At 40.9% G+C, this 23,627-nt stretch carries 20 protein-coding genes; 11 read left to right on the top strand and 9 right to left on the bottom strand.

The genetic code is table 11. The features are described from left to right. Positions 1-87 precede the first annotated feature (87 nt). From fabV to NO991_RS16925, 3 genes are all read right to left on the bottom strand, one after another. Positions 88-1,281, bottom strand: coding sequence for an enoyl-ACP reductase FabV (gene fabV / locus NO991_RS16915; protein ID WP_166341839.1), 1,194 nt, complete (start codon positions 1,279-1,281; stop codon positions 88-90). Positions 1,282-1,525: 244 nt separating this feature from the next. Beyond that, entirely contained in the window at positions 1,526-1,837 is a 312-nt protein-coding gene (locus tag NO991_RS16920) for a BolA family transcriptional regulator (RefSeq protein WP_054554277.1), read from the bottom strand. A 73-nt stretch (positions 1,838-1,910) separates the two neighbouring features. Beyond that, complete coding sequence (locus NO991_RS16925; protein WP_300361420.1) at positions 1,911-2,498, bottom strand: alpha-ketoglutarate-dependent dioxygenase AlkB; 588 nt, start codon at positions 2,496-2,498, stop codon at positions 1,911-1,913. A 41-nt stretch (positions 2,499-2,539) separates the two neighbouring features. Here NO991_RS16925 and NO991_RS16930 point away from each other — a divergent pair, with 41 nt between their 5' ends. From NO991_RS16930 to NO991_RS16945, 4 genes are read left to right on the top strand one after another with little or no spacing between them, the layout of a single operon-like run. Next, positions 2,540-3,673, top strand: coding sequence for a methyltransferase (locus tag NO991_RS16930; protein ID WP_194442632.1), 1,134 nt, complete (start codon positions 2,540-2,542; stop codon positions 3,671-3,673). Between the two features lie 13 nt (positions 3,674-3,686). Beyond that, positions 3,687-4,238: a YajG family lipoprotein gene (locus NO991_RS16935; protein ID WP_054554274.1), complete on the top strand. Its 552-nt coding sequence runs from the start codon at positions 3,687-3,689 to the stop codon at positions 4,236-4,238. Between the two features lie 2 nt (positions 4,239-4,240). Further along, positions 4,241-4,858 (top strand): peptidylprolyl isomerase, encoded by a 618-nt coding sequence (locus tag NO991_RS16940; protein ID WP_300363185.1) that lies wholly within the window; start codon positions 4,241-4,243, stop codon positions 4,856-4,858. Positions 4,859-4,894: 36 nt separating this feature from the next. After that, positions 4,895-6,283 carry an MFS transporter gene (locus NO991_RS16945; protein WP_235372642.1) on the top strand — a complete coding sequence of 463 codons (1,389 nt, stop codon included), beginning with the start codon at positions 4,895-4,897 and terminating at the stop codon, positions 6,281-6,283. 108 nt (positions 6,284-6,391) lie between these two features. Here NO991_RS16945 and NO991_RS16950 read toward each other — a convergent pair whose 3' ends face one another. Then, a complete protein-coding gene (locus tag NO991_RS16950; RefSeq protein ID WP_054554271.1) occupies positions 6,392-6,631 on the bottom strand; it encodes a helix-turn-helix domain-containing protein in 240 nt (79 codons plus the stop codon). A gap of 312 nt (positions 6,632-6,943) precedes the next feature. Between NO991_RS16950 and NO991_RS16955 the strand changes: the two genes are divergently transcribed. After that, positions 6,944-7,117, top strand: coding sequence for a hypothetical protein (locus tag NO991_RS16955; RefSeq protein ID WP_171043836.1), 174 nt, complete (start codon positions 6,944-6,946; stop codon positions 7,115-7,117). Positions 7,118-7,159: 42 nt separating this feature from the next. Here NO991_RS16955 and NO991_RS16960 read toward each other — a convergent pair whose 3' ends face one another. From NO991_RS16960 to erpA, 3 genes are all read right to left on the bottom strand, one after another. Beyond that, positions 7,160-10,234: an efflux RND transporter permease subunit gene (locus tag NO991_RS16960; protein WP_371352221.1), complete on the bottom strand. Its 3,075-nt coding sequence runs from the start codon at positions 10,232-10,234 to the stop codon at positions 7,160-7,162. Positions 10,235-10,236: 2 nt separating this feature from the next. Further along, the gene (locus NO991_RS16965; RefSeq protein ID WP_300362851.1) at positions 10,237-11,328 is read right to left on the bottom strand and encodes an efflux RND transporter periplasmic adaptor subunit; all 1,092 of its coding nucleotides are present in this window, start codon (positions 11,326-11,328) and stop codon (positions 10,237-10,239) included. Between the two features lie 100 nt (positions 11,329-11,428). After that, positions 11,429-11,767, bottom strand: a complete 339-nt coding sequence (gene erpA, locus NO991_RS16970; RefSeq protein ID WP_036966451.1) for an iron-sulfur cluster insertion protein ErpA — start codon at positions 11,765-11,767, stop codon at positions 11,429-11,431. Positions 11,768-11,946: 179 nt separating this feature from the next. Between erpA and NO991_RS16975 the strand changes: the two genes are divergently transcribed. From NO991_RS16975 to NO991_RS17000, 6 genes are all read left to right on the top strand, one after another. After that, complete coding sequence (locus NO991_RS16975; protein ID WP_199529508.1) at positions 11,947-14,322, top strand: diguanylate cyclase domain-containing protein; 2,376 nt, start codon at positions 11,947-11,949, stop codon at positions 14,320-14,322. A gap of 130 nt (positions 14,323-14,452) precedes the next feature. Further along, positions 14,453-16,135 (top strand): chloride channel protein, encoded by a 1,683-nt coding sequence (locus tag NO991_RS16980; RefSeq protein WP_138601775.1) that lies wholly within the window; start codon positions 14,453-14,455, stop codon positions 16,133-16,135. 20 nt (positions 16,136-16,155) lie between these two features. Beyond that, positions 16,156-16,590, top strand: coding sequence for a CopD family protein (locus NO991_RS16985; protein ID WP_054562318.1), 435 nt, complete (start codon positions 16,156-16,158; stop codon positions 16,588-16,590). A gap of 104 nt (positions 16,591-16,694) precedes the next feature. Continuing rightward, positions 16,695-17,711 (top strand): aspartate carbamoyltransferase, encoded by a 1,017-nt coding sequence (locus tag NO991_RS16990; RefSeq protein ID WP_300418695.1) that lies wholly within the window; start codon positions 16,695-16,697, stop codon positions 17,709-17,711. A 72-nt stretch (positions 17,712-17,783) separates the two neighbouring features. Continuing rightward, positions 17,784-19,064 carry a glutamate-1-semialdehyde 2,1-aminomutase gene (hemL, locus tag NO991_RS16995; RefSeq protein ID WP_217874812.1) on the top strand — a complete coding sequence of 427 codons (1,281 nt, stop codon included), beginning with the start codon at positions 17,784-17,786 and terminating at the stop codon, positions 19,062-19,064. A gap of 118 nt (positions 19,065-19,182) precedes the next feature. After that, positions 19,183-21,021: a methyl-accepting chemotaxis protein gene (locus NO991_RS17000; RefSeq protein ID WP_371352222.1), complete on the top strand. Its 1,839-nt coding sequence runs from the start codon at positions 19,183-19,185 to the stop codon at positions 21,019-21,021. Here the strand turns inward: NO991_RS17000 and mrcB are convergent. Both mrcB and NO991_RS17010 read right to left on the bottom strand, forming a co-directional pair. After that, the gene (gene mrcB, locus NO991_RS17005; RefSeq protein WP_300361569.1) at positions 21,005-23,329 is read right to left on the bottom strand and encodes a penicillin-binding protein 1B; all 2,325 of its coding nucleotides are present in this window, start codon (positions 23,327-23,329) and stop codon (positions 21,005-21,007) included. The two genes, NO991_RS17000 and mrcB, sit on opposite strands and share 17 nt — an antisense overlap. A 91-nt stretch (positions 23,330-23,420) precedes the next feature. Next, on the bottom strand, positions 23,421-23,582 hold the full coding sequence (locus NO991_RS17010) for a YqaE/Pmp3 family membrane protein (protein ID WP_082401591.1): 162 nt from the start codon (positions 23,580-23,582) through the stop codon (positions 23,421-23,423). Positions 23,583-23,627 lie beyond the last annotated feature (45 nt).

Below are 23,627 nucleotides of genomic sequence, written 5' to 3' on the forward strand. Positions count from 1 at the left end.
AAGTGCTATTGATGATGTTTTATTTTCATCCAGAAACAAAAAAGTCGCTTAAAAAAGCGACTTTACAAAATCAAGTTTGTTCAGCGATTAATCGATCAGCTGTGAAATCGCAACATCAGGATTCACATCTTGCTCGTAATCTACACTCTCGATACCAAAACCGAATAAACGTAAAAACTCATTATGGTAACCCACGTAATCCGTTAATTCGTCAATTGTATCTGTATCCACTGTATCCCAAACATGTTGTACACGAGCTTGAACATCATCTTCTAACTCTTTGTAGTTTTGGAATAAATGACCACCTTCGTCAAAACGTGGTGTTTCACCGTAAAGGTTTTCAGTAAATAGTGAGTGAATTTGCTCAATGGTACCTTCGTAAGTACCGTCTGCTTTCATTACTTTGAATAAAGCAGAGATATATAAAGGCATAATTGGAATTGCCGAGCTTGCTTGTGTCACAACCGCATTTAATGAAGAAACATACGCTTCACCATTTAAGTCTTTTGTAGACTCTTTGATTGCTTGAGTTGCACGGTCAAGATCTTCTTTCGCTTTACCAATTGTCGCATGACCGTAAATTGGCCACGTTAACTCTTTACCTATATAAGTGTAAGCAGTCGTTTTGAAGTTATCAGCAAGTACATCTGCTTCTTTTAATGCGTCAATCCACATTTCCCAATCTTCACCGCCCATTACTTTAATTGTATTGTCGATGTCTTCTTGGCTTGCTGCTTCAACCGTTACTTCATCAATCACACGCTTTGAAGTGTTTAGGTTCTTCGTAGTGATATCTGAGCCAATAGGCTTAAGCGTAGATGAGTAAGTCTCACCTGTATTTGGATCAGTACGACGAGGTGAAGCAAGGCTGTAAACAACTAAATCAATTTTACCTAGATCAGCTTTGATAGTATCAATTGCTTTTTGCTTAATTTCGTTAGAAAACGCGTCGCCATTGATATTTTTAGACCATAAACCAGCTTCTTCAGCGGCTGCTTGGAATGCTGCTGTGTTGTACCAACCTGCAGAACCCGTTTTGCGTTCGCTACCTTCTTTTTCAAAGAAAATACCTAACGTTTTAGCACCGCCACCAAATGCAGCCGTGATACGTGATGCTAGGCCGTAACCTGTAGACGCACCTATCACTAATACATTCTTAGGTGCATTGCTCAGTGGTCCTTGCGCTTTCACATAATTAATTTGTTCTTGTACGTGCTCAGCACACCCTACTGGATGCGCGTTAGTGCAGATAAATCCACGAATTTTCGGCTTAATGACCATTGATCATCCTATATCTATCACAATAAAAATTAGCGCTAGTTTAAAGGCTAATAGTTAAAATACAGGTCTGATCAGTAAAACTTTTCAGACCCACGTAAATTTTTCGAGCTTAAAACACCCAAGTAACCAGCAGTCTAGAGTGACTGTCCTTCTAACTTTAGGTGACTGTCCTTCTAACTTTGAGTGACTGTCCTTCTAACTTTGAGGGACTGTCTTTCTAACTTTGAGTGACTGTCCTGCTAATTTAGTCGAACTTTGAGCCGCCTAAGCACTTTGGTGATTCAGGTGCCTGTCCATGTTGTTCACTGAACTCTTCGGGAGTAAATGTGTGAATCGCTAATGCATGAATGTGATTTGCTAATTCATCTTTTAATAGCTCATTAATTTGACGGTGACGGGCAAGTAAACGTTTACCTGCAAATTCTTCACTCACAACCACCACTTTAAAATGCGACTCAGTTCCACGACTATGCATATGGCTTTCATTGACAACATTCAGGTGTTTACATTCGATACCCGCAGCAAGCTTTTGCTCAATTTGTTGTTGCATTGACATGTGTCATAGACCTTTCATAAGAAAATAATTGCCAGCTACTATATCAAGGGCATGGCTCATTTTGCCAATGATTTTATATAATTGAACGAAAGGTAAGATTAATTCGAGGGTGTTTGAGTCTTTGCTGCTTCGGCAAACTATGCTGGTAATCGCGCTGGCTAAAACCATTCATGATTAAACAGCTACCACTTTGCAGCACAATGCTATATTGTTCATTTTTATATTTGTGCCTTATTTTAAATACACGTTCGGCCCCTAGTGATACAGACGCGATTGTTGGTTGCTCACCAAGTTCTTTCTCATCGTCACTATGCCAGCCCATACAATCATGACCATCTCGATACAAATTAACTAAAAGCGCATTAAATGGTATCTGCAAAGTTCTTGATAAGCGTACACGCATAGCATCAAGTACCTCAGGCCAAGGCTCAACGATTAATTTTGAACCCGAGTAACCATAATTTACGTTCTGATCAGCAATAAAGCATTGCAAACGCGGGATCACATGGCTTTTTCCGTACACTTTTATAGCCGGTTGCTGCCAATTGAGCTGCTGCTGAAGAAAGTAAAATAATTCGAGGCTTTTTTGCGCACTCAATGTATTGGCTTGGTAAGAAAACCCATCAGGTAGATGATTAGGGTTGGCGTTTGGCTGTTGCATGTTAGAATTTACCTATACATTAATACTTTCGTAAAATCATGATGACCACCCAAGCACAGCTCGGTGATAACACCTATACCCTAGAACGCTTTCCGTTAGATCAAAAAAATCGCAGTCTTCAAGCATGGGACTCTGGCGATGAATATCTTGTCAATTATGTACAAGAGCACTACCCAGATGCAAATTCAATCCTGATACTCAATGACAGCTTTGGCGCTTTAGCCTGTGCCTTTAATACGTTAACAGTTTATTCAGTTAACGACTCGTATATTGGTCATCAAGCTACCCGTTATAATTTACAAGTCAATGAGCTATCGAGCGAATCACTAACACAGTTGAACTCTTTAGCTGCGTTACCTAATCAGGTTGATTTAGTGATATTAAAAGTGCCACGCAATTTAGGCTATCTTCAGCATCAACTTGCCGCAATCAGTACGGCTTTACCTGCCGATATCGACGTCATTGCAGCGGGTAAAACGAAAGACATTCATAACTCAACTATAAAGGCTTTTAGTCAGTATATCGGTGAAACATCAACCAGCTTAGCGGTTAAAAAGTCCCGTTTAATTATCAGTAAAACCAGTGGTCTTAATAAAGTAGCCCCCTTTCCTGTTAACTGGCCACTTGAAGGCAGTGAATTTGAAATTCAAAATCATGCCAATGTATTTTCTCGGGACTCATTAGATATCGGCGCGCGCTTTTTCTTTAACTATTTGCCACAAACAAGTAAAGCCCGCAGCATCATTGATTTAGGCTGTGGTAATGGCGTTGTTGGGTTGATGACTCTCAAACGTTGCCCTAAAGCCCATGTAACCTTCGTTGATGAGTCCTACATGGCCGTTGAATCTGCCAAATTGAACATAACTCACAATTTACCTGAGCAATTAGACCAGTGTGAGTTTGTTCAAAACGACTGTTTAACCGATTTTCAACCTGACAGTGTTGACCTTGTTTTATGTAACCCACCATTCCACCAAGCGCAAGCGGTCACCGATCATATCGCTTGGCAAATGTTCAAACAGGCAAAACAAACATTAAAGCACGGTGGTGAATTAAGAATTATTGGTAATCGTCATCTAGACTATCATGAAAAGTTAAAACGCATGTTCGGCAATTGTAAGCTATTAGGATCTAATAAAAAGTTTGTCGTACTAAGTGCTACAAAGAATAATTAATGGAGCTAACTAAATGAAAAAAATACTTCCTTTATGCTTGCTAGCCGCCCTATCTGCGTGTAGCAATCAGCCAAATCAGTTAATTTTGAACCCCGTTTATCAAGGCGGGAAAATTTCAACTATTAACAGTAATGTTAGCACCAGCGTAATTGACTTACGTGGTGACAATGTGACTCTTAAAATCATTGGTTCAGACAAAGTAAAAACGCTTGCAAGCCCTGGAATAGCTGATTCTGTGAAAAGTGCCTTAGACAGTGCTCTGAGCCGAAATGGTGCAAACATTTCAAACTTAGCAACTACACGTTTTGAATTAGATATTCATAAGTTGCAAGCAACTGTCACCGAAAAGATGATGACGCACAGTAGTGCTGCAAATGTGGAGTTTGGTTTAAGAGTGATTAAAAGTACAAGTAACTTTAGTAAGATATACCGCGGCAACGCAAATCTTGAAGGACCACTCAGTCATGACCGTGCAAAAATAGAAGGTCAACTTAATAAGTTGACTGAACAGGTTATAACACGCATTGTATCTGACCCAGAATTAATCGCCTATTTAGAAGGTTAACCATGAAACGCATTTTATTACTTAGTTTTTTATTGTTTTTTGCTCACAGTTCATTCGCAGCGACTGAAGGTAAGTTTATTCAAAAAGACAATATGTTTCCACGCGTAGAAATTGTCACTACGCTTGGCAGTATTGTGGTCGAAATGGATCGTTCACGCGCACCAATCACAGTAAATAACTTTCTAACTTACGTTGCCGATGGTAGCTATCAAGGTAGTGTATTTCACCGTGTTGAACGTGATGAAGACAACGAACGTGATTTTGTAATTCAAGGCGGTGGTTACGATAAAGACTACGATGGTCTGTACGAAGGTGAACCTATTTTCAATGAAAGTGGCAACGGGTTAAAAAACGATATGTATAGTATCGCAATGGCATATCAAGACCGTAAACCACACTCAGGTACGCGTCAATTCTTCTTTAATATGGACGACAACGACCATCTTAATCCAGGTCGTGATTGGGGCTTTGCTGTATTTGGTATGGTCATGGATGGCTACGAAACTCTAGACAAAATCATGCGTGTCGAAACTGCTTTCAATGAAAAAATTGGTTACAGCTTTGTACCCAAAGATCCTGTTGTTATCTTAAACGTAAAAGTGCTTGACGCTAATCAATAATAAATAGGGGCGCACGCCCCTTAAACTGGCAACACTATGACAAAAACCCTTTCTTTTTCAGAGTATTTCTCATACTTCAAAGATAAACGTTTAATTAATATTTTTATTTTTGGTATTAGCAGCGGCTTTCCGTGGGTATTGATTGGCTCTGTCATGTCGGCCTGGCTAAAAGATGAAGGCCTAAGCCGCAGCATGATTGGGTTGTTTGGCATCGTGTTTGGTGCATATAGCATTAACTTTTTATGGTCACCGCTCGTTGACCGTGTAAAGTTACCCTTTTTATTTAACTGGCTAGGCCAGCGCCGTAGCTGGATTTTACTCTGCCAGTCAGTCATTTTTATTGGAACCTTTTCGCTTGCAGGGCTCGATATCAAAGCCAACCTTTGGTTTGCTGCCGCACTGTGTTTAGTGATTGCAATAGCATCTGCAACTCAAGACATTGCTATTGATGCATTTCGTATCGACACTTTGGCAGAAAATGAGAGCCATAAAGCCACCGCAGCGGCAGCAATGGCAACCTCAGGTTGGTGGAGCGGCTATGCTCTATTAGGCGCCCTACCGTTTTATATGGCCGACATTCCTTCAATTGATTGGCCACAAGTTTACTTTTTCCTATCTGTCGTGATGCTGCTATTAATGAGCAGCGTATTTTGGGCTAAAGAACCAGAATCAAATCGCGATGCAGTTCAAGCAGAGCTTGAGCAAACCTATCAACAAAAGCTGGCTGGTAGTACGCAAACTCGCTTTGCTAAAGTTATTGCATGGCTTGCTGTAACCGTTTTTGATCCTTTTAGAACCTTCTTCGCCCGTAACGGGGTAAAAACAGCATTGGCTTTATTAGCTTTTATTTTCTTATTTAAAATCGGCGAGGCCTTCTTAGGGCGAATGTCTATCGTGTTTTATAAAGAAGTGGGCTTCTCGAATAGCGATATTGCTACCTTCTCAAAAGTAGGTACGGCAGTACTTACTATCGCTTTCACCTTTCTAGGTAGTTTGTTTAACCAACGATATGGCATTGTTAAAGGCTTATTTATTAGTGGTATTGCGATGGCAGCCTCAAATCTCGCCTTCGCTTGGATTGCTATAGCAGGCCCTAAATTGAGCCTTTACGCGTTTGCAATCATTATTGATGGTTTTACACAGGCTTGGTCTCTCGTTGCCATGGTGGCGTTTATATCTATGCTTTGCGACCGAGCATTTAGTGCCACTCACTATGCGCTACTTGCATCATTAGGTAATTTAGGTAGAACTTTACTTTCAAGTTATAGCGGCGTGGTCATTGATGACTGGTTAGGAGGAAATTGGGCGATGTTCTTTGTACTGACAGCACTTATGGTTTTACCTTCATTAATTTTCTTATTTTTAATTAGGCATAAGCTTTATGCACTAGAAAACAACTATCATCAAAGGGATTTAACAAGTTAGATACGAAAGTAATTTTAGAGGAGAGATAAATGGTGAAATTTTAATAGCGCCTCCCTGCACTATTTGTATTACTTTAGCAGTGTTATTTCACCACAAAGCACTAAAAAATTATGCGTCTTTTAGTAAATTAAGACCTTCGTACGGGTCAACTTCTAAAGCATCACAATAACGTATGAACTCAATAACATCTAGTCGACGTTCTTGGTTTTCAATTTTACCGATAAAAGAATGCGGCGTACCTAAAACCTGCGCAAGGCTACGCATTGTGTGACCTTTCTCGTGGCGTTTAGTTTTAAGCCATTTCGTTAATTTCGAGTTTTCTTCAGAAGAAACTGTTTTACCCATCATAAAATACATCTCCTACTAGATGATTTAAATTAATAAACTTAAGAGTGAAATTTGCCCGTCTCACTCTTGGATACATTATATACTAATAATTTTCACTTTGAATTATTAATTATACAAATGTCCACTTTTTAGGTATGGACCTTATTAGTATACATGTCTTAGTGTAGCTAAAATTAAAGCATGTGCTCTATAGTTAACTGGTTAACTGTACCAAAAAATTGATCAATTGGAAGTCAAACAAGATGAAAGTATCGCTTTAAATTCTGCATATTTATGCTTAAAGTGTACGTAAATACTGAAAAAGGCTAAGAAATGTTTCGTATATTATTTTTGTTGCCAATTGTACTGTGTGTAGCATGGTACCTATTTTTAAAACACAATCGAGTACCAATTAAGCAAGGTAAAAATGGCTTTGTATACATTTTGGTCGCATCAGCGTTAGTTTTAGGCTTCTTTTTACTGATGATTAAAGTGACCCAACACTAGGGTCACTCATTTTTAATTAATCGGTAACGAATTTACCTATTACTATCTACGACGATCTCGCAGCATTAACAAACACGGTGTAAGCACAAGTGTCAACACCGTGGCAAATGTTAAACCACCCGCAACGGCTGTTGCCAATTGCACCCACCACTGAGTAGATGGCGCACCAAAATCAATGTGACGGTTAAATAAATCAATATTCACTTGGAGTACCATTGGCATCAATCCCAAAATGGTGGTAACAGTCGTTAGCAATACCGGACGCAAACGCTGTGCACCGGTTCGCAAAATCGCATCTTTGGCAGCCAGACCTTGGCTTCGTAAAACATTATAGGTATCAATCAATACTATATTGTTATTAACCACAATACCTGCAAGCGAAATAACCCCAATACCTGACATCACAATACCAAACGGTTGCTGTAATACGATTAAACCTAAGAACACACCCACAGTTGAAAATAGCACAGCACTTAAAATCAAAAATGCTTGATAAAAGCTATTAAATTGCGTCACCAAAATGATACCCATCACAAATAGAGCAACCACAAAAGCCTGCTCAAGAAAGGCTTCTGATTCATCTTGATCTTCAGTTTCACCACGCACTTTAATTTTCACGCGAGGGTCTAATCCTTGCTCTTCTAATTGCGCTTGTAAGCGCGGCAATGCCTTGGCAAGTTGTTCACCCGGCTTCATGTCTGCATTAACGGTAACAACGCGCTGAGAATCTACACGACGGATAGTATCGACTTTAGGCGCTGCTTGACGCTCAACAAAGTGACTAATTGGCACTTGCCCGTGCATGGTTTTTACACGTAACGTTTCAAGACGTCCTAAATCACGTTTGTCATGGGGGAAACGTACGCGAATATCAATCTCGTCATCCACATCATCTGGACGGTATTCCCCTAATTTCAAGCCATTGGTAATAAGCTGAACATTTGCCCCTAACATACTGGCATCGGCACCAAAACGAGCGGCATCAGAACGATTCAATTTAAGTTGCCACTCAATGCCCGGTTTTGAAGCACTGTCATCAACATTTCGAAACGCGCCATCATTCTCGATAGCTTGCCTTACTCGCTTAGCTTCACTGTTAAGCACATCAACAAACCGAGAGCTCAGCTCAATGCTTAGCGCTTTACCACCACCTGGGCCGTTTTCATCTTTACGAAGTTCAATTTCTACACCGGCATAACTTGCCGTGATTTCGTTAACTTGGCTGATAATATCTTCTGCGGGCGGACGCTCATCCCAATCTTTTAGATTCATTCTAAACGTGCCTACTTGATCTTTACCACCAGTACGGGCATACAGAGTTTTTATACCTTCCACTTTTAGGATGCGCGACTCAATATCTTTCATGATCACGTCTTTTTCAAAGATGGATAAGTCACTGTAAGAACGTACTTTGATATTGACGCCATTTGGCTCAACATCAGGAAAGAACTCAACGCCAAGGTTAGAAATAGCAAAGGCAAAAAACACCATAATAGAAAACACGATTGCAGCAGCAAGGCTCCACCAAGGACGCTCTGTTGCATAATCAAGTACTCGAATATAACGCCCTAGCATCCCTTTAATTTGTGTTAAATCGCCAGACTCTGCTAACTCTAAATCATGTTTTTGCTGCTCAGAAAGCGGCCTTGATTTACCTATTAGTCCACCAATAGTTGGTACAAACACCAGTGCCATAAGTAATGACGCAGACAAAGTAGCAATAAGTGTAATCGGCAAGTATTTCATAAACTCGCCCATCATTCCCGGCCAAAATATCAGCGGGGCAAAGGCCGCTAATGTTGTTGCCGTAGAGGCGATAATTGGCCATGCCATTCGTTCTGCAGCCAGTTTATATGCAACCTTGCGCGGTTTGCCTTCACTCATTGCTCTATCAGCAAACTCACTAACAACAATTGCGCCATCCACCAGCATACCGACAGCCATGATGAGCGCAAAGAGCACCACGATATTCACCGTTAAACCAAACACAGAGATCACTAAAATCCCCGTTAAGAATGAACCGGGAATGGCAATACCCACTAAAAATGCCGTGCGCGCACCAAGTACCGCCACAATAACGATAACCACCAATAATACAGCAGACAGCACATTATTTTGCAGATCAGAAAGCATCATCTTTACGTCTTTTGACATGTCGCCGGTGTAATCAACGCGTATATGATCAGGCCATATTTTCTTGGCCTCATTGACCACTTGCTTCACTTGTTCGACCGTATCAATAATATTTTCACCAGCACGTTTTTTTACTTCCAGCGAAACCGCATGGCGGCCATTAATACGTGCGATTGAGGTTGGGTCTTTATACGCTCGACGAATTTTTGCTACGTCCATAAAACGTACCACCCTATCGCCAACGACTTTCACGGGTTGCTCCATGACATCCTGAATCGTCTCAAACACGGATGGGATTTTTACAGCAAAGCGTCCTTTACCAGTATCAAGTGTACCTGCAGCAACTAAGCGGTTGTTATTTGATAGCAGTTGAATGATGTCACTCGGTTCTAAGCCATAAGAAATCATCGCCAGTGGATCGACCTCAATTTCGACCATGTCCTCGCGATCACCACCTACATCAACTTCTAATACGCTAGAAATGCTTTCTAGTTCATCTTTAAGATTACGAGCAAGGGTTAACAAACCTCGCTCTGGCGCATCACCGGATAAGGTTAATGTAATAGTCGGTTGCTCGTCTTCCATCAAGATTTCATGAACTTCTGGTTCTTCTGATTCAGAAGGCAGTTTCGCCTTAGCTAAGCTGACTTTATCTCGCACATCAGCTAAGGCTTCTTTGGGATCCATACCCGCGATAAATTCAAGGGTCACAGAGGCATGCCCTTCACTTGCCACCGCTGACATTTCTTTTACGCCTTCAATCGAGCGGAGCTCAATCTCCATTGGCCTAACTAATAGCCGCTCAGCATCTTCAGGGGAAATACCGTCATGAATAATCGACACATAAATAAAAGGAATGGTGACATCAGGATTCGCTTCTTTAGGGATGGTTTGATATGTCACCCACCCCGAGATCAGCAACAAGATGAAAATAGATAAAACTGTACGCGTGTGAGTCAACGACGCTTCGATTAAGTTTTTCATACTTAGTTGCTCGTAGCTTCAGTAAACACGGGCTCAACTTTATCACCGGCACGCACAAAACCTTGACCAAGGGTAATGACATTTGCTTGTTCGCCTAAACCCCAAAGCCAAACCCCCTGCTCGGTACTTTTAGCCAGATTCACCGGTTTAAACTCAACAATATTATCGTCATTCACGACTTTTACGCCGATATTACCTTGCTCATCAAGGGCCATAAAAGCTGGGCTTAATAACATTGCAGGCTCAGTTGGCAACTCAATATTAAGCTGAGTCGAAAAACCTGCTTTATATTTCATTCCTGGGTTTTCAAACGCCGCTTCGATGCGAAATGTATTCGTGCTGTCATCAGCAACAGATGCAATATAACGAATACGACCAGGATAGGTTTTGTCATTTAAAACATGAGCAAAAGTAGCTTGCCCGACTTCTAAGCCTTGCACTTCTTTTTGGGTTGCATCGGCTCTAACAATTAACGGGTCTAAATCAGCGAGCTGTAAAATAGGGTCGCCTATGCCAACATAATCACCAATTTCGACTAAACGTTTGTTAATAACGCCATCAAAAGCAGCGCGTACTTCAGTGCGCTCTAGTTTTAATTCAAGGCTAACTAAGGTTGCTTTAGCCTGTTGCAACATAGCTTGCGCTTGCATGGTTAATACTTTGTTCTGTAAACCTTGCTGATTTAGCTTAAGGGCGCCTTCGTATTCAGTTTGATACTGTGCCACTAAGGCTTCTGCTGATGTAATTTGGGCGGCTAAATCAGACTTATCGAGGCGTAAAATAACCTGTTCTTGTTTTACAAACTGACCTTCTTCAACCAAGATTTCGAGTACTTGTCCTGCTTGCCTAGCGCTAATATTTGCGATTTTGTCAGGCTCTGATTTACCGTAAAAGGTCAGGTTTTTATTTATTTTCTTAGCAACTAATGACATCACCTGCACTTTAGGCAAGCGCTCTTGGGCTTGTTCTTTACTTTGCTGCGCGTTTTGATCTGCTTTGCTATCGCCGGATAGCATCCACAATATAATCACCAAAACAATGGCGATAGCTAAAATATAGGGTTTCTTTTCTATTGTTGTAGTTATATTTGGCAACGCAAAATTCCTTCTAATAATGCGTAAAATTTAGCAGAGGCAGGATATTATGAGAAGTTAAAGCAATAAAAAAGCCACATCAAGTGGCTTTCATAAATAATTAAACGCTGAAGCTGGCTCCGCAACCACAGGTTGTAGTTGCGTTCGGGTTATTCACAAAAAAGCGAGCCCCTTCAAGGCCTTCTGTGTAATCAACGGTACCATCAACTAGGTATTGAATACTCATAGGGTCAACAACTAGCGTTACACCATTTTTAACAATTTCTAAATCGCCAGGGTTAGCTTTTTCATCAAAAGTAAAACCATATTGGAAACCTGAGCAACCACCACCTGTAACGTATACACGTAGCTTTAGATCAGGATTTTCTTCTTCCTCGATTAACTGTTTAACGCGAACAGCTGCTGCATCGCTGAACTTGATTGGCAACTCATCTGACATACCAAAACCCTCAAAACCTATAATGGTCGCAATTATCTAATACCCGAGTATTTTAATCAAGTATCGCCTCCCATTGAAAATATTTTAGTATAGGATTGGCTAACATATTCGCATTGAACTAACATTTAATTGTAGTACTTTTTACCCATGTAAAAGTTATGCGATGAGGGACCATCACAGTGATAGATCATTTAAAGCTGCATTTCATTAGTCCAAGCTTAACTAGCTCGCAAACAATCCCTGCGCAGTACGATAGTTTACTCGTTTGCTTATCCGTACTTACTGCGGTCTTTGCTTCTTACATTTCATTTTTACTATCAGCAAAAATTAAAAGCTCTCAATTAAAAAATGAAAGCCTTGTATGGACTTTGTTAGCATCGTGCTTTTTAGGTATTGGTATCTGGGGTATGCATTTTGTAGGTATGCTCGCCTATAAACTTCCTATCGCTGTTGAATACAACATCACGGTCACTTTGATCTCTATTTTGCCAAGCGTTTTTGCAAGTTATATTGTTCTTTCCCCCACTATTGGGCGTGGCAAAGGGCTAGTTTTTCGAAGTGTACTTATGGGGGCTGGTATTGGTTGTATGCACTTTATTGGCATGATGGCAATGATGATGCCAGCCCACATGGCCTATGAACCTTGGTTATTTTCATTATCGATTTTAGTCGCAATTGTTCTTTCTGGCATTGCACTATGGATTAATGATTTTAGAAATGAGCGTGAGGTAAACCAAACACGTATAAACATTCTCGTTGCAGTCATTATGGGGAGTGCTATTTCAAGCATGCACTACATTGGTATGATTTCAATGACTGTATTTGAGACTGATTATACCATTTATACATCTGGCCATGATAACGCTGCGCTTGCAAAATTAATTATATCCGTCTTATTAGCCCTAAGTCTGTTTGTATTAGGAATTGTCGAACTTAGAGCACGAAGTTTACTATCAGCCAAACTTGAAGCAGTGCTGAATACAGTTCAAGATGTCGTTATTAGCTTCAATAATGTAGGAGTAATTGAATTCGCTAACCCAGCAGTTCTTCCTGTTTTTGGCTATGAACCAACCCACCTAATCGGTAAACATATCCACACTTTAATCCCAAAACAATCATCGCAGTTAGATGAGATATTCTGCGACCCACAGCAAAAAAAAGAAAACGTGAGTACAAATAAGAGCCGCCTATTAAAGGGGTTACGTAAAGATAAATGCTACTTTCCTATCACTCTCACAATTAGCTCCATTGGCAAAAAAGAAGCGGGCTCTTACGTTGCAACTATTAAAGACCTAAGCGACATTCAAAACCAAGAAGCGTTTACACAAACAATTTTCGATAACTTACCTATTATGCTGTTCGTAAAAGAGGCCGAGCATCTAACATTTAGCCATGTCAATAAAGCAGGTGAGCAACTTTTAGGTAAAACTAAAGAGCAACTCATTGGCTTAAATGACTTTGATATTTTTAGCGATGAGGACGCCGTGAATTTTATTCAAACAGATAGGGATGTACTAAAAAGTAACGAAACACTTTTTGTAACTGAGAAGCCTATGACCATAAATGGTCGAACGCATTATCTTCGAACCAGAAAGCTCGCAATTAGAGACGCTCAAGGAAAAGCTCGCTACTTACTGGATGTATCTGAAGATGTTACTGAATTAAAACAAGCAAAAACAGATCTTGAGAACTTACATCAACGGATGTCAATGGCTGCAGATGCAGCACACATTGGAATTTGGGAGTGGAACTTTGAAACCAATGAATTAATCTGGGATGACTGGATGCATACCTTGTTCGAAATTCCAAAAACATCTTTTAAAGGCAATTACTCAACATGGGCGAGCACCTTACACCCAGATGATTATGAGGACGTTACAAATAAGCTCAAGCTTTCGATACTAAACAATGAAGAATTTCATGCTGAGTTTCGTATCGTTTTATCTTCTGGCAGAACTCGCTATATCAATGCCGACGGAAGAATCTACGGAAAACGGATGATCGGCGTCAATTTTGATATTACCAAGCGGGTTTTGGCTGAACAACAGATACGAATGTTGGCACAAACAGATCATCTTACCGGTCTTGCAAACAGAAGCGCTTTAAGTAAGTTTATTAATCATGAGTTTGACCGTGTTGAACGCACAGGTGGTAAGGTTGGTTGTTTATACTTTGACCTTGACAAATTTAAGCCCATCAATGACACCCATGGTCATTTAGTTGGTGATTTCGTGCTTGTTGAAATTGCTAAACGGTTACTTGAAACAGCCCGAAAAACAGATTGTGTTGCACGCATTGGGGGTGATGAATTTGTCATAGTCATTACTGATATAGAAAATCAAAATCAGATTGAGCGAGCTCTAACACGTTTTATTAACTCAATATCAACGCCAATTGCATCTGAGGTGGGTTATTTAAATGTAGGCGCAAGTGTTGGTTATGCTTTATATCCTGATGATGCAAAATCACTTGACGACTTATTAAATAAAGCTGATGAGCGCATGTACAAGCAAAAACATAACTCTCCTATGACAGTGATAAGTATGCAACCATAACCTTGGCTCAGTCATTAAATATTATAATCAGCTCGATTTTCCCAAAAAGAAGATAAAAATATAAAATGCCAACGACTTAGTGAGTTTGATTTGGTAAACTGCGGCTCAAAAGTGCTGTGAGGAAATATGCGTGTGGCTTGAGAGACTAAGACGTCGACTAGCAAAGCCTAAAACATCTGTGCAATTGTGCTTACTTGGTGTGAGTGCAGGGTTAATTGCGGCAGTGCTGATCATATTCTTTCGCCTTACGATCATGTTTTTCCAGAGCTTATTCTTAGAAAAGCCTGATGACTTTTCTACGCTTCCTACTCTTGAACGTGTTTTATTACCAGTCGGCGCAGCCTTATTAATTGCTCTTTTTGCAGCTTCAACTGGATTTAAACATTATCGACTTGGTATTCCATTTGTCATTCATCGAATAAAAAAATACTACGGTCATATGCCACTCTATAACACGGTTAACCAATTTGTTGGTGGTGCTTTAGCCTTGATCAGTGGTTTTTCGGTGGGCCGAGAAGGCCCGTCGGTACATATGGGTGCAACAGGTGCCAGTTTACTGGCCGATAAACTACACCTTCCACACAATGCAATGCGTACCCTCACCGGTTGTGGCGTTGCAGCCGGAATTGCAGCCTCATTTAACACCCCACTTGCAGCCGTTATCTTTGTTATGGAGGTGGTGCTTAGGGAATATAAAGTGCATATTTTTGTGCCCATTATGCTCGCTGCGGTTACTGGTGCTTTAGCCACTCAGTTTGTATTTGGTGATGCTTCAGAGCTTGCGCTTATCACCATGAACCCATTGAGTGGCTGGCATTACCCATTTTTAATCATATTTGGTATGGCACTAGGGGCTGTTGCCTATGCGTTTAACCAAAACTTGATGCTTATAATCCGCACTTTTAAACCGCTTAGCATGTTTCCTCGCCTATTACTGGCAGGGTTAATTGCAGGGTTAATTGCTTATATGGTTCCTCATGCAATGGGTTCAGGTATGAGCGCCATCACTATTGCTATTGAATCACCAGATGATGTGCAGTTTTTAACAACCATCTTGATTGCCAAATTACTCGCCACCTTATTTGCTATTGGTTTAGGTATTCCAGGTGGGATCATCGGCCCTGTTATTGGGCTTGGGGTATTAATGGGCACCTTAATGGCCTTCTTTGCGCAGTTTATTAGCCCAGGAGTAGATATCACAGGTACCTACAGCATGCTTGGCATGGCAGGGTTATTGGCCGCTACATTACACGCACCACTTGCTGCACTCACTACGGTTATGGAGTTGACCTCAAGCCCCGAGATCATTGTGCCAGCCATGTTGGTGATCTCAACGGCTTATGTCACAGCATTACAGTTTTTTGGTAACCGCTCTATTTTTATGCAGCAACTTGACTTCCAAGGGCTTGAGTATCAAATATCGCCTGCCACAGAAGCATTACAAAAAGTGGGCGTGATGGATGAAATGGATGAGCAGTTCAAACTGCTTTACAGTGACGACAAACAACAAATTAAAGAATCGCTCGATGCCCTTGATAGCCAAACCCCGCTGATTGTTCATGATGAAGAGAATGGCTATCGTCTTGCTGAATATGATTTAAGTTTGATGTCTGACCAAGAAAGTAACATCAAATATGTCAGCCTTGCCGGCCTTAGTAGCCAAGCAACATTAGCCGATGCTTTTGACTTACTAAAAGATAAACGCAGCGGTGCGGTGTATATTTACAACCTACTTGATAACCAACAGATTATGGGCCTTTTGCGTTGGGACCAAATCAGACATATTCTTACCATACGCAATAGTTTGTTATAACAATTAAAATGGATGCTTAAATGACTGCGCTATTAGTTTATAAAACCTTCCACGTATTTTTTATGATTGCTTGGTTTGCCGGTATTTTTTACCTGCCACGTCTTTTTGTTTACCACGCAATGAGTGAAGAAAAAGCCTGTAACTCAATGCTGAAAGTAATGGAACGCCGCTTACTGTTTTTTGTGACGCCATTTGCCGTTTTAACATTGGTGTTTGGCGTACTGACCATTTTTGAATATGGTCGAGACTGGTTTAGATACAGCATGTGGCTGCACTACAAACTGGTGTTAGTAATTATCCTTTATATTTATCATGGCTATTGCTTTAAATTACTGGCTGACTTTAAGCATGATCGCAATACTCGTAGCGATCGTTTTTATCGAATTTTTAATGAAGTTCCGGTACTCATCCTTTTAGCTATAGTGGCACTGGCAATTATTAAACCTAACTTATAATTTGCTGCTGTGATCGCTAAAAATTTGCTATAGTACTGCGCAAATTTATGCGGCCTCCCATACCGAGTGCCAGCGCCCTATAAATATGATTAGGAACAAACCCCATGCTAAGTTTCCAAGGTGAAAATATCCTGTCGGTCAATCAGCTTGACCGAGATTGTATTGAACGTATTTTTGCAGTTGCTAAGAAAATGGAGCCTTATGCTAAAAAGCAAAAGCGCACCAATGTTTTAGAGGGCGCAATTTTAGCGAACTTGTTCTTTGAACCAAGCACGCGTACTCGCGTAAGTTTTGGTACAGCATTTAACTTACTAGGTGGTTTGGTTCGTGAAACAACGGGTATGCAAAGCTCGGCGCTTGCAAAAGGTGAATCGTTATATGATACCGCTCGCGTTATCTCAGCGTATGCAGATGCAGTCGCAATGCGCCACCCTGACACAGGCTCTGTTGCTGAGTTTGCCACTGGGTGTGACGTGCCAGTGATTAATGGCGGTGACGGCCCAAATGAGCACCCAACACAAGCCCTACTGGACTTACTAACAATTGAGCGTGAGCTAGGTCGTTTCAACCAAAGTATCGACGGTATGCACATTGCCCTAGTAGGTGATTTAAAATACGGCCGTACTGTGCACTCTTTATCTAAATTACTTTGCCATTATAAAGACGTTAAGTTCTCAATGGTGGCACCTGATGGCTTACAAATGCCAGATTACATTTTAGATGCTGTAGATAACGCAGGTCATAAAATTCAAGTAGTAGATAAAATGGAAGGCAACTTGGCCGCCGATATTGTTTATCAAACCCGTATCCAAGAAGAGCGCTTCCCTTCTCAAGAAGAAGCTAACAAATACCGTGGTGGTTTCCGTATCAGCCAAGCAATTTACAACGCACACTGTAAGCCAAACTCAGTATTGATGCACCCACTCCCTCGTGACAGCCGTTTAGAGGCAAACGAGCTAGATAACGATTTAAATAGCAACGACAACCTAGCAATTTTCCGCCAAGTGCAAAATGGCGTGTTAATTCGCATGGCGTTGTTTGCTCTAACCTTAGATGTTGCCGACAAAGTTGAGCAATATGAAGTCGACGTGCCTTGGTTTAGCCGTAAACGTAATAGCTAACTTGCTTCGTTTTGGGCTCTTTGAGCCCTCGCAAACCAACTCATTTAACGTGACAACCCAATAGGACTATTCATGACAATTAGCCAAGATCTTTTTAATCGCGCGCAAGAATCAATCCCAGGCGGTGTTAACTCACCAGTTCGTGCCTTCAATGGCGTTGGCGGTACTCCTTTATTCATCACTAAAGCTGAAGGCCCTTTTACCTTTGATGCTGATGGTAACCGTTATATCGATTACGTTGGTTCATGGGGACCCATGATCATGGGCCATAACCACCCAGCTATTAAGCAAGCGGTATTAGAAGCCGTAGAAAATGGCTTAAGCTATGGTGCGCCAACCGAAACTGAAATCTTAATGGCCGAAAAAGTAAAAGAGCTAGTACCATCAATCGAAAAAGTACGTATGGTAAGCTCAGGTACTGAGGCAACAATGAGTGCAATTCGCTTAGCACGTGGTTTCACTGGCCGTGACAAAATCTTAAAGTTTGAAGGCTGTTACCACGGTCATGCAGACTCACTACTAGTAAAAGCAGGCTCAGGCGCACTGACTATGGGTGTACCAAACTCACCAGGTATTCCTGAAGACTTTGCTAAGCACACATTAACTGTGTCGTTTAATAACCTTGATGAAGTAAAAGCAATTTTCGCAAAATATGCTGACGACATCGCTTGTATCATCGTTGAGCCAGTTGCTGGCAACATGAACTGTATTCCACCTGTACCAGGCTTCTTAGAAGGTCTGCGTGAGGTGTGTGATGAATACAAATCTGTGCTTATTTTTGATGAAGTAATGACAGGTTTCCGTGTTGCTTTAGGTGGCGCACAAGCTTACTACAACATCAAACCAGACCTAACCTGTTTAGGTAAAGTGATCGGTGGCGGTATGCCAGTAGGTGCTTTTGGTGGTAAGAAAGAAATCATGGATTACATCGCACCTGTTGGCCCAGTTTATCAAGCAGGTACATTATCAGGTAACCCAATTGCCATGGCAGCCGGCTTAAAATCTTTAGAGCTATTAAGTGCTGAAGGCCTGCACGATGAGCTTGAAGCAAAGAGCAAAGCAATTTGTGAAGGCTTTGAAGCCGCTGCGAAAAAAGCAGGTATTGCACTTACAACAAACTACGCAGGTGGTATGTACGGCTTCTTCTTTACTGATAAAGAAAAAGTAACTAGCTACCAACAAGCGACTGAGTGTGATTTAGAACGCTTCAAAAAGTTCTTCCACTTAATGCTAGAAGAAGGTGTTTACCTAGCTCCTTCAGCATTTGAAGCAGGCTTTGTGTGCGCTGAACACTCTGAAAAAGAGATCAACGACACCATTGCAGCCGCAGAGCGCGCATTCGCGAAGCTGTAAAAAGCTATTATTTTGAAAAAGCCCTCACATGAAAGTGTGAGGGCTTTTTTTATTTGAATGAAAATATCTTATTTTTCGGTCTATTCTTTTTATACTAGTATTGTTTAGCGAGAAAACTGTGAATAGACTCATAACTCCTGCTGTTAATTTAATGGCACAACTTAAGTACAAACATAAAATTACTTTATTGTTTAGTTTATTAGTTTTTCCTCTGTGTCTGAGCTTATTTTTTCTAATAAGTCTGTTAAATGAAAATATCCAAGTTTCAAAACAACAATACAAAGGCATCAATAGTTACCGCTTGCTGTTATCGTATCTTGTCGATAACAAGCAACAAGCCATGCTGAATTCCGCCCAAACTTTAGGTTATGCTCACAATGCATCGAGTGAAGAAAACATACTTGAAACAGTATCAATTGAGTCGCAATTAGCTGTTAGTCAAAACCTCACTATTAACTATTTAAATCGTACTTTAGTCACCCATTTGCCTAACTTGATTTACCATCTTAATAGCACCTACCAAAGTGCTGAAAAAGTATTAAATCAAGGTAAGTTTACGCCAGAAAGCTTTATTGCTTTATCAAACCAAATTAAAGCGATACCCGAGTTATCTGGGCAATTTAAAGATGCGTTATCCATCGCCTTCCAACAAGACAATAAAATAAAAGAGCAACTATCTCCTAGTGCTGAAACATTACTAGAAAACATATCTCAGTTCTCGCAACAAGTTAACCAAAGGCTGTTGGAGCCTGATACGATAGAATTAAGCAAAGCACAATTTTTGAGCCTTAAAGCGAATCTAAACCAAAGTATAGATGAGTACATTGCTGACACTGAGCCAGCCCTTACGAGTATCATTAGTTATAAGCTAAACAATGAACAATTCATTTTGTACCTTGTTATCGCTGCGGCTCTATTATCTTTAATAATAGCCAGTTACTTGATGCTTGGATTTTATCGTTTAGTAGTTGATACCCTGAAGCTTTTTTCAGAAACCGCTAACAGTGCCGCGCAAGGTAATATCTCTGCTCGTTTAAAGTTAACAGGTAAAGATGAGTTAACCTCAATAGGAAAAGAGTTTAATCATGTATTGGCATCATTTTCTTTGATGGTAAATGAAGTCAAGCACACTACGAGCAGTGTAATAACAACCACAGATACAGTGACGAGTCACTCTGAAAAAACCAGTCAAGATGTACAAGTTCAGCAACAAAGTGTGTCAACTATTAGCCAAGCTTTATCAGAAATGAGCCAAGCTGCCGAACATGTCGAGGTGTCTGCCTCTCAAGCCGTTGATTTAGCTTCATCTGCAGCCAAAAAGGTACAAAAAGGTGCTGATGAAAGCGCAAATTTAGCCACGCACATGAGTCATTTACAACAAGAGTTCAACGAGGGTCTTGCTGCCTTAGAGTTACTTGCTAAAGACAGCCAAGCGATTAGTAGCGTGAGTAATGGTATAAATGAAATTGCCGAGCAAACCAACCTACTAGCTTTGAATGCTGCGATAGAAGCAGCTAGAGCTGGTGAACAAGGCCGAGGCTTTGCGGTTGTTGCAGATGAAGTAAGAACCCTTGCAAAACGCACTCAACAACAAACTCATGAGATCCACCAAATTATTAATTCACTTCAATCCGCAACAAAGCTAACACAAGATAGAATGCAAGCAAGCGTAGAGAAGATGGAACAAGGTTCACAAAGTGCAGAGCACACTAAAAATAATTTATTAGCTGTCGCAGCATCAATGTCTGATATTGGCATGCAAGGAAAGCAAATAGCAGTTCAAGTCAGTCAGCAAGGCACTGCAATTCAAAACGCTTTACACCACGCTGAAGATGTCAGTGAACTTGCCAGAGACACAGAGAAAAGTGCACTTATGGCAATGAATAGCGTACAAAATTTAGCTCAACTGTGTGTTGAGCTAAATGATTCAATGGCCAAGTTTAGCGCTGACAATTAGGTCTAGGCTCAAACTCGCTTGCACGAATGGGGAGTTGCACCACTTTGCCACAACCCGGAGGCGCTTGCAGGCCGGTTTCTTCATTAATGAATGCCCAACGAATAGAAGCCGGACGAGTATCTGCTATAGCTTCAGGGTTGAGTGGTTTAAGGTAGCGAATGTAGGCCTCTAGTGCGCCAACACTGCCTGTCAGACCCGTGCTCTTGTTATCGTCGCGACCAATCCATGCAACAGTAACGGTGTTTTGATCAAAACCAGCAAACCAGCTATCGCGTAAATCATTACTAGTGCCTGTTTTACCAGCAAGCTGAATTGATGGGAAATGTGCATTTAGGCGTTTAGCCGTGCCATCTTTAGTCACGCGCTTCATTGCATATTTCGTCATGTAAATTGATGCATCATCAAAGCGTTTTTGTGAGCTGACATCATGCTTGTAAAGCACTTTACCTACTGAGTCTGTAAGGGCTGAGATAGACGTTAATTCACGGTACTGACCATCAGCAGCAAGCGTTGTATAAATCTGCGCTACTTCAAAACTTGAAAGCTCAAGTGCACCTAAAAGTAACGACGGATATTGATCAATACGCCCTTCTACACCTAAACGCTTCAAGGTATCAGCGACTTTATCAACTCCAACATCAAGACCCGTGTTAACGGCTGGGATATTAATACTGTTACTAAATGCTTTATAAAGAGGCATAGGGCCGCGGAACTGCTTGTCGAAGTTCTCAGGTTGCCACACTTTACCCTGCTCATTAGTCACTTGCAGCGGTGAGTCATCCACCAACGTGGCAACATTAAACTGACCACTTTCAAATGCCGATAAATAAACTGCTGGCTTAACTAATGAGCCAATATTACGTTTGGTATCAAGCACACGGTTAAAACCAAAATAACGTACGTCACGACCTGCAACTAATGCCGACACCCCACCCTTTTCAACGTTTACAGAGATCATCGCCGCTTCAAGCTCTTGTGTTTTAGGGCGTCTTTCTAGATAAGGAAGACTTGCCTCAACCGACTCTTCCATGGCCGTTTGCTTTTGTAAGTCAAAGTAGGTGAATACACGCACCCCAGCATCTAACACTTGCTGATCAGGTAATAAACGCTTTAGTTCTCGATTAACTAATTCTAAGTAACCCGGATACGACTTTTGCAGACTATCTTTCATTGGTGCAATATCAATTGGACGTTTTAATGCCGCACGATATTCACGGGTATCAATCAGTCTATTTTCAACCATTAAGCGCAATACTAGATCGCGACGCTCCATTGCGCGCTCACTATAACGACGTGGGTTGTAATACGATGGACCTTTCACCATAGCCACTAAAAGCGCAATTTGGTCGTATTCAAGCTCATCCACAGGCTTTGAAAAATAAAACTCAGCGGCAAGGCCCATACCATGCACGCCTTGATTATAAGACTGACCTAAATACACCTCATTCAGGTAGGCTTCTAATATTTCATCTTTGCTGTAGCGGTAATCTAATATCAAGGCAATAAGCGCTTCATTAAACTTACGCACCAGTGAACGCTCACGGGTAAGGTATATATTCTTTGCTAATTGCTGGGTTAAAGTACTGCCCCCTTGCACTGTACGTCCGGCTTTAATATTGCTGTATAAAGCGCGCATAATTGACCACACAGATACACCATGGTGTTGATAGAAATTGCGATCTTCAACCACCAGCAAGGTATCTTTTAGCATCGGCGGAAATTTATCTAGCGGCACAAACTCGCGATCTTGTTTTGAATCATTACCAATGCGAGCTATTTGAACCGGCTCTAATCGAGCATTGTTTAAACGGCGGCCAAACTTATCTTTGATAGTTGCTAATTTCTGCCCTGAAAAACGCAGCTCAATAACGTGTGCATCTTCAAGGCCATCATAAAACTCAAACTCGCGACGGTACACTTTAATACTGTTTGCTGATTTAACATACTGACCTGTACGGCTTAGTTTATTCACAGATGAGTAATTTAAACGGTTTAACTCCCAAATAACCTCTTGCTGAGACAAATACTGCCCGGGATAAAAGCTCATTGCGCGGGCATATACTTGTGCAGGTAACTGCCATTTATTGCCTTCAAATTGGCGAGTGATTTTTGCATCTAAATAAATTAGATACAGCACCATGGCAACTATTACTGCGAGTGAAAGCTTCCAAAAAATTGACCAAAGTTTTCTCAATAAACTTGTTTTAGCAGGCACTTGAGGTGTGCGTGAGCGCTTAGCAGTAGTTTTTTTTGATGCCGCTTTAGGTTTGCTAGACGACTTTTTTGCAGGAGTTTTTTTATCAGCCATTGAGTTCGCTATTGGTCAGTTAATTTTACAGGATTAAGCCCTAAACAGCGCAATATTAACACCTGTAAAATTAACAGTCACTTAAACTCGACTAGCGTGTACACAACCAAAGAGAGTGGATCACTGCAGGTATAAAAAAGATAAAACATAAGATAATGTTAATTACTAAGTCTTTACCTGCGCCCGCTTTTAAAAATACCGCTACAGGCGGTAAAAACAGCGAAATAATTATAAGCAAGAGTTTGTTATCCATCGTTTTTCCTTATTAATTCAGAATTAAAAGCATAGTCAAAAAACG

It is taken from the genome of Pseudoalteromonas sp. DY56-GL22, from assembly GCF_041414715.1.
In the GTDB taxonomy this organism is placed as follows: domain Bacteria; phylum Pseudomonadota; class Gammaproteobacteria; order Enterobacterales; family Alteromonadaceae; genus Pseudoalteromonas; species Pseudoalteromonas simplex.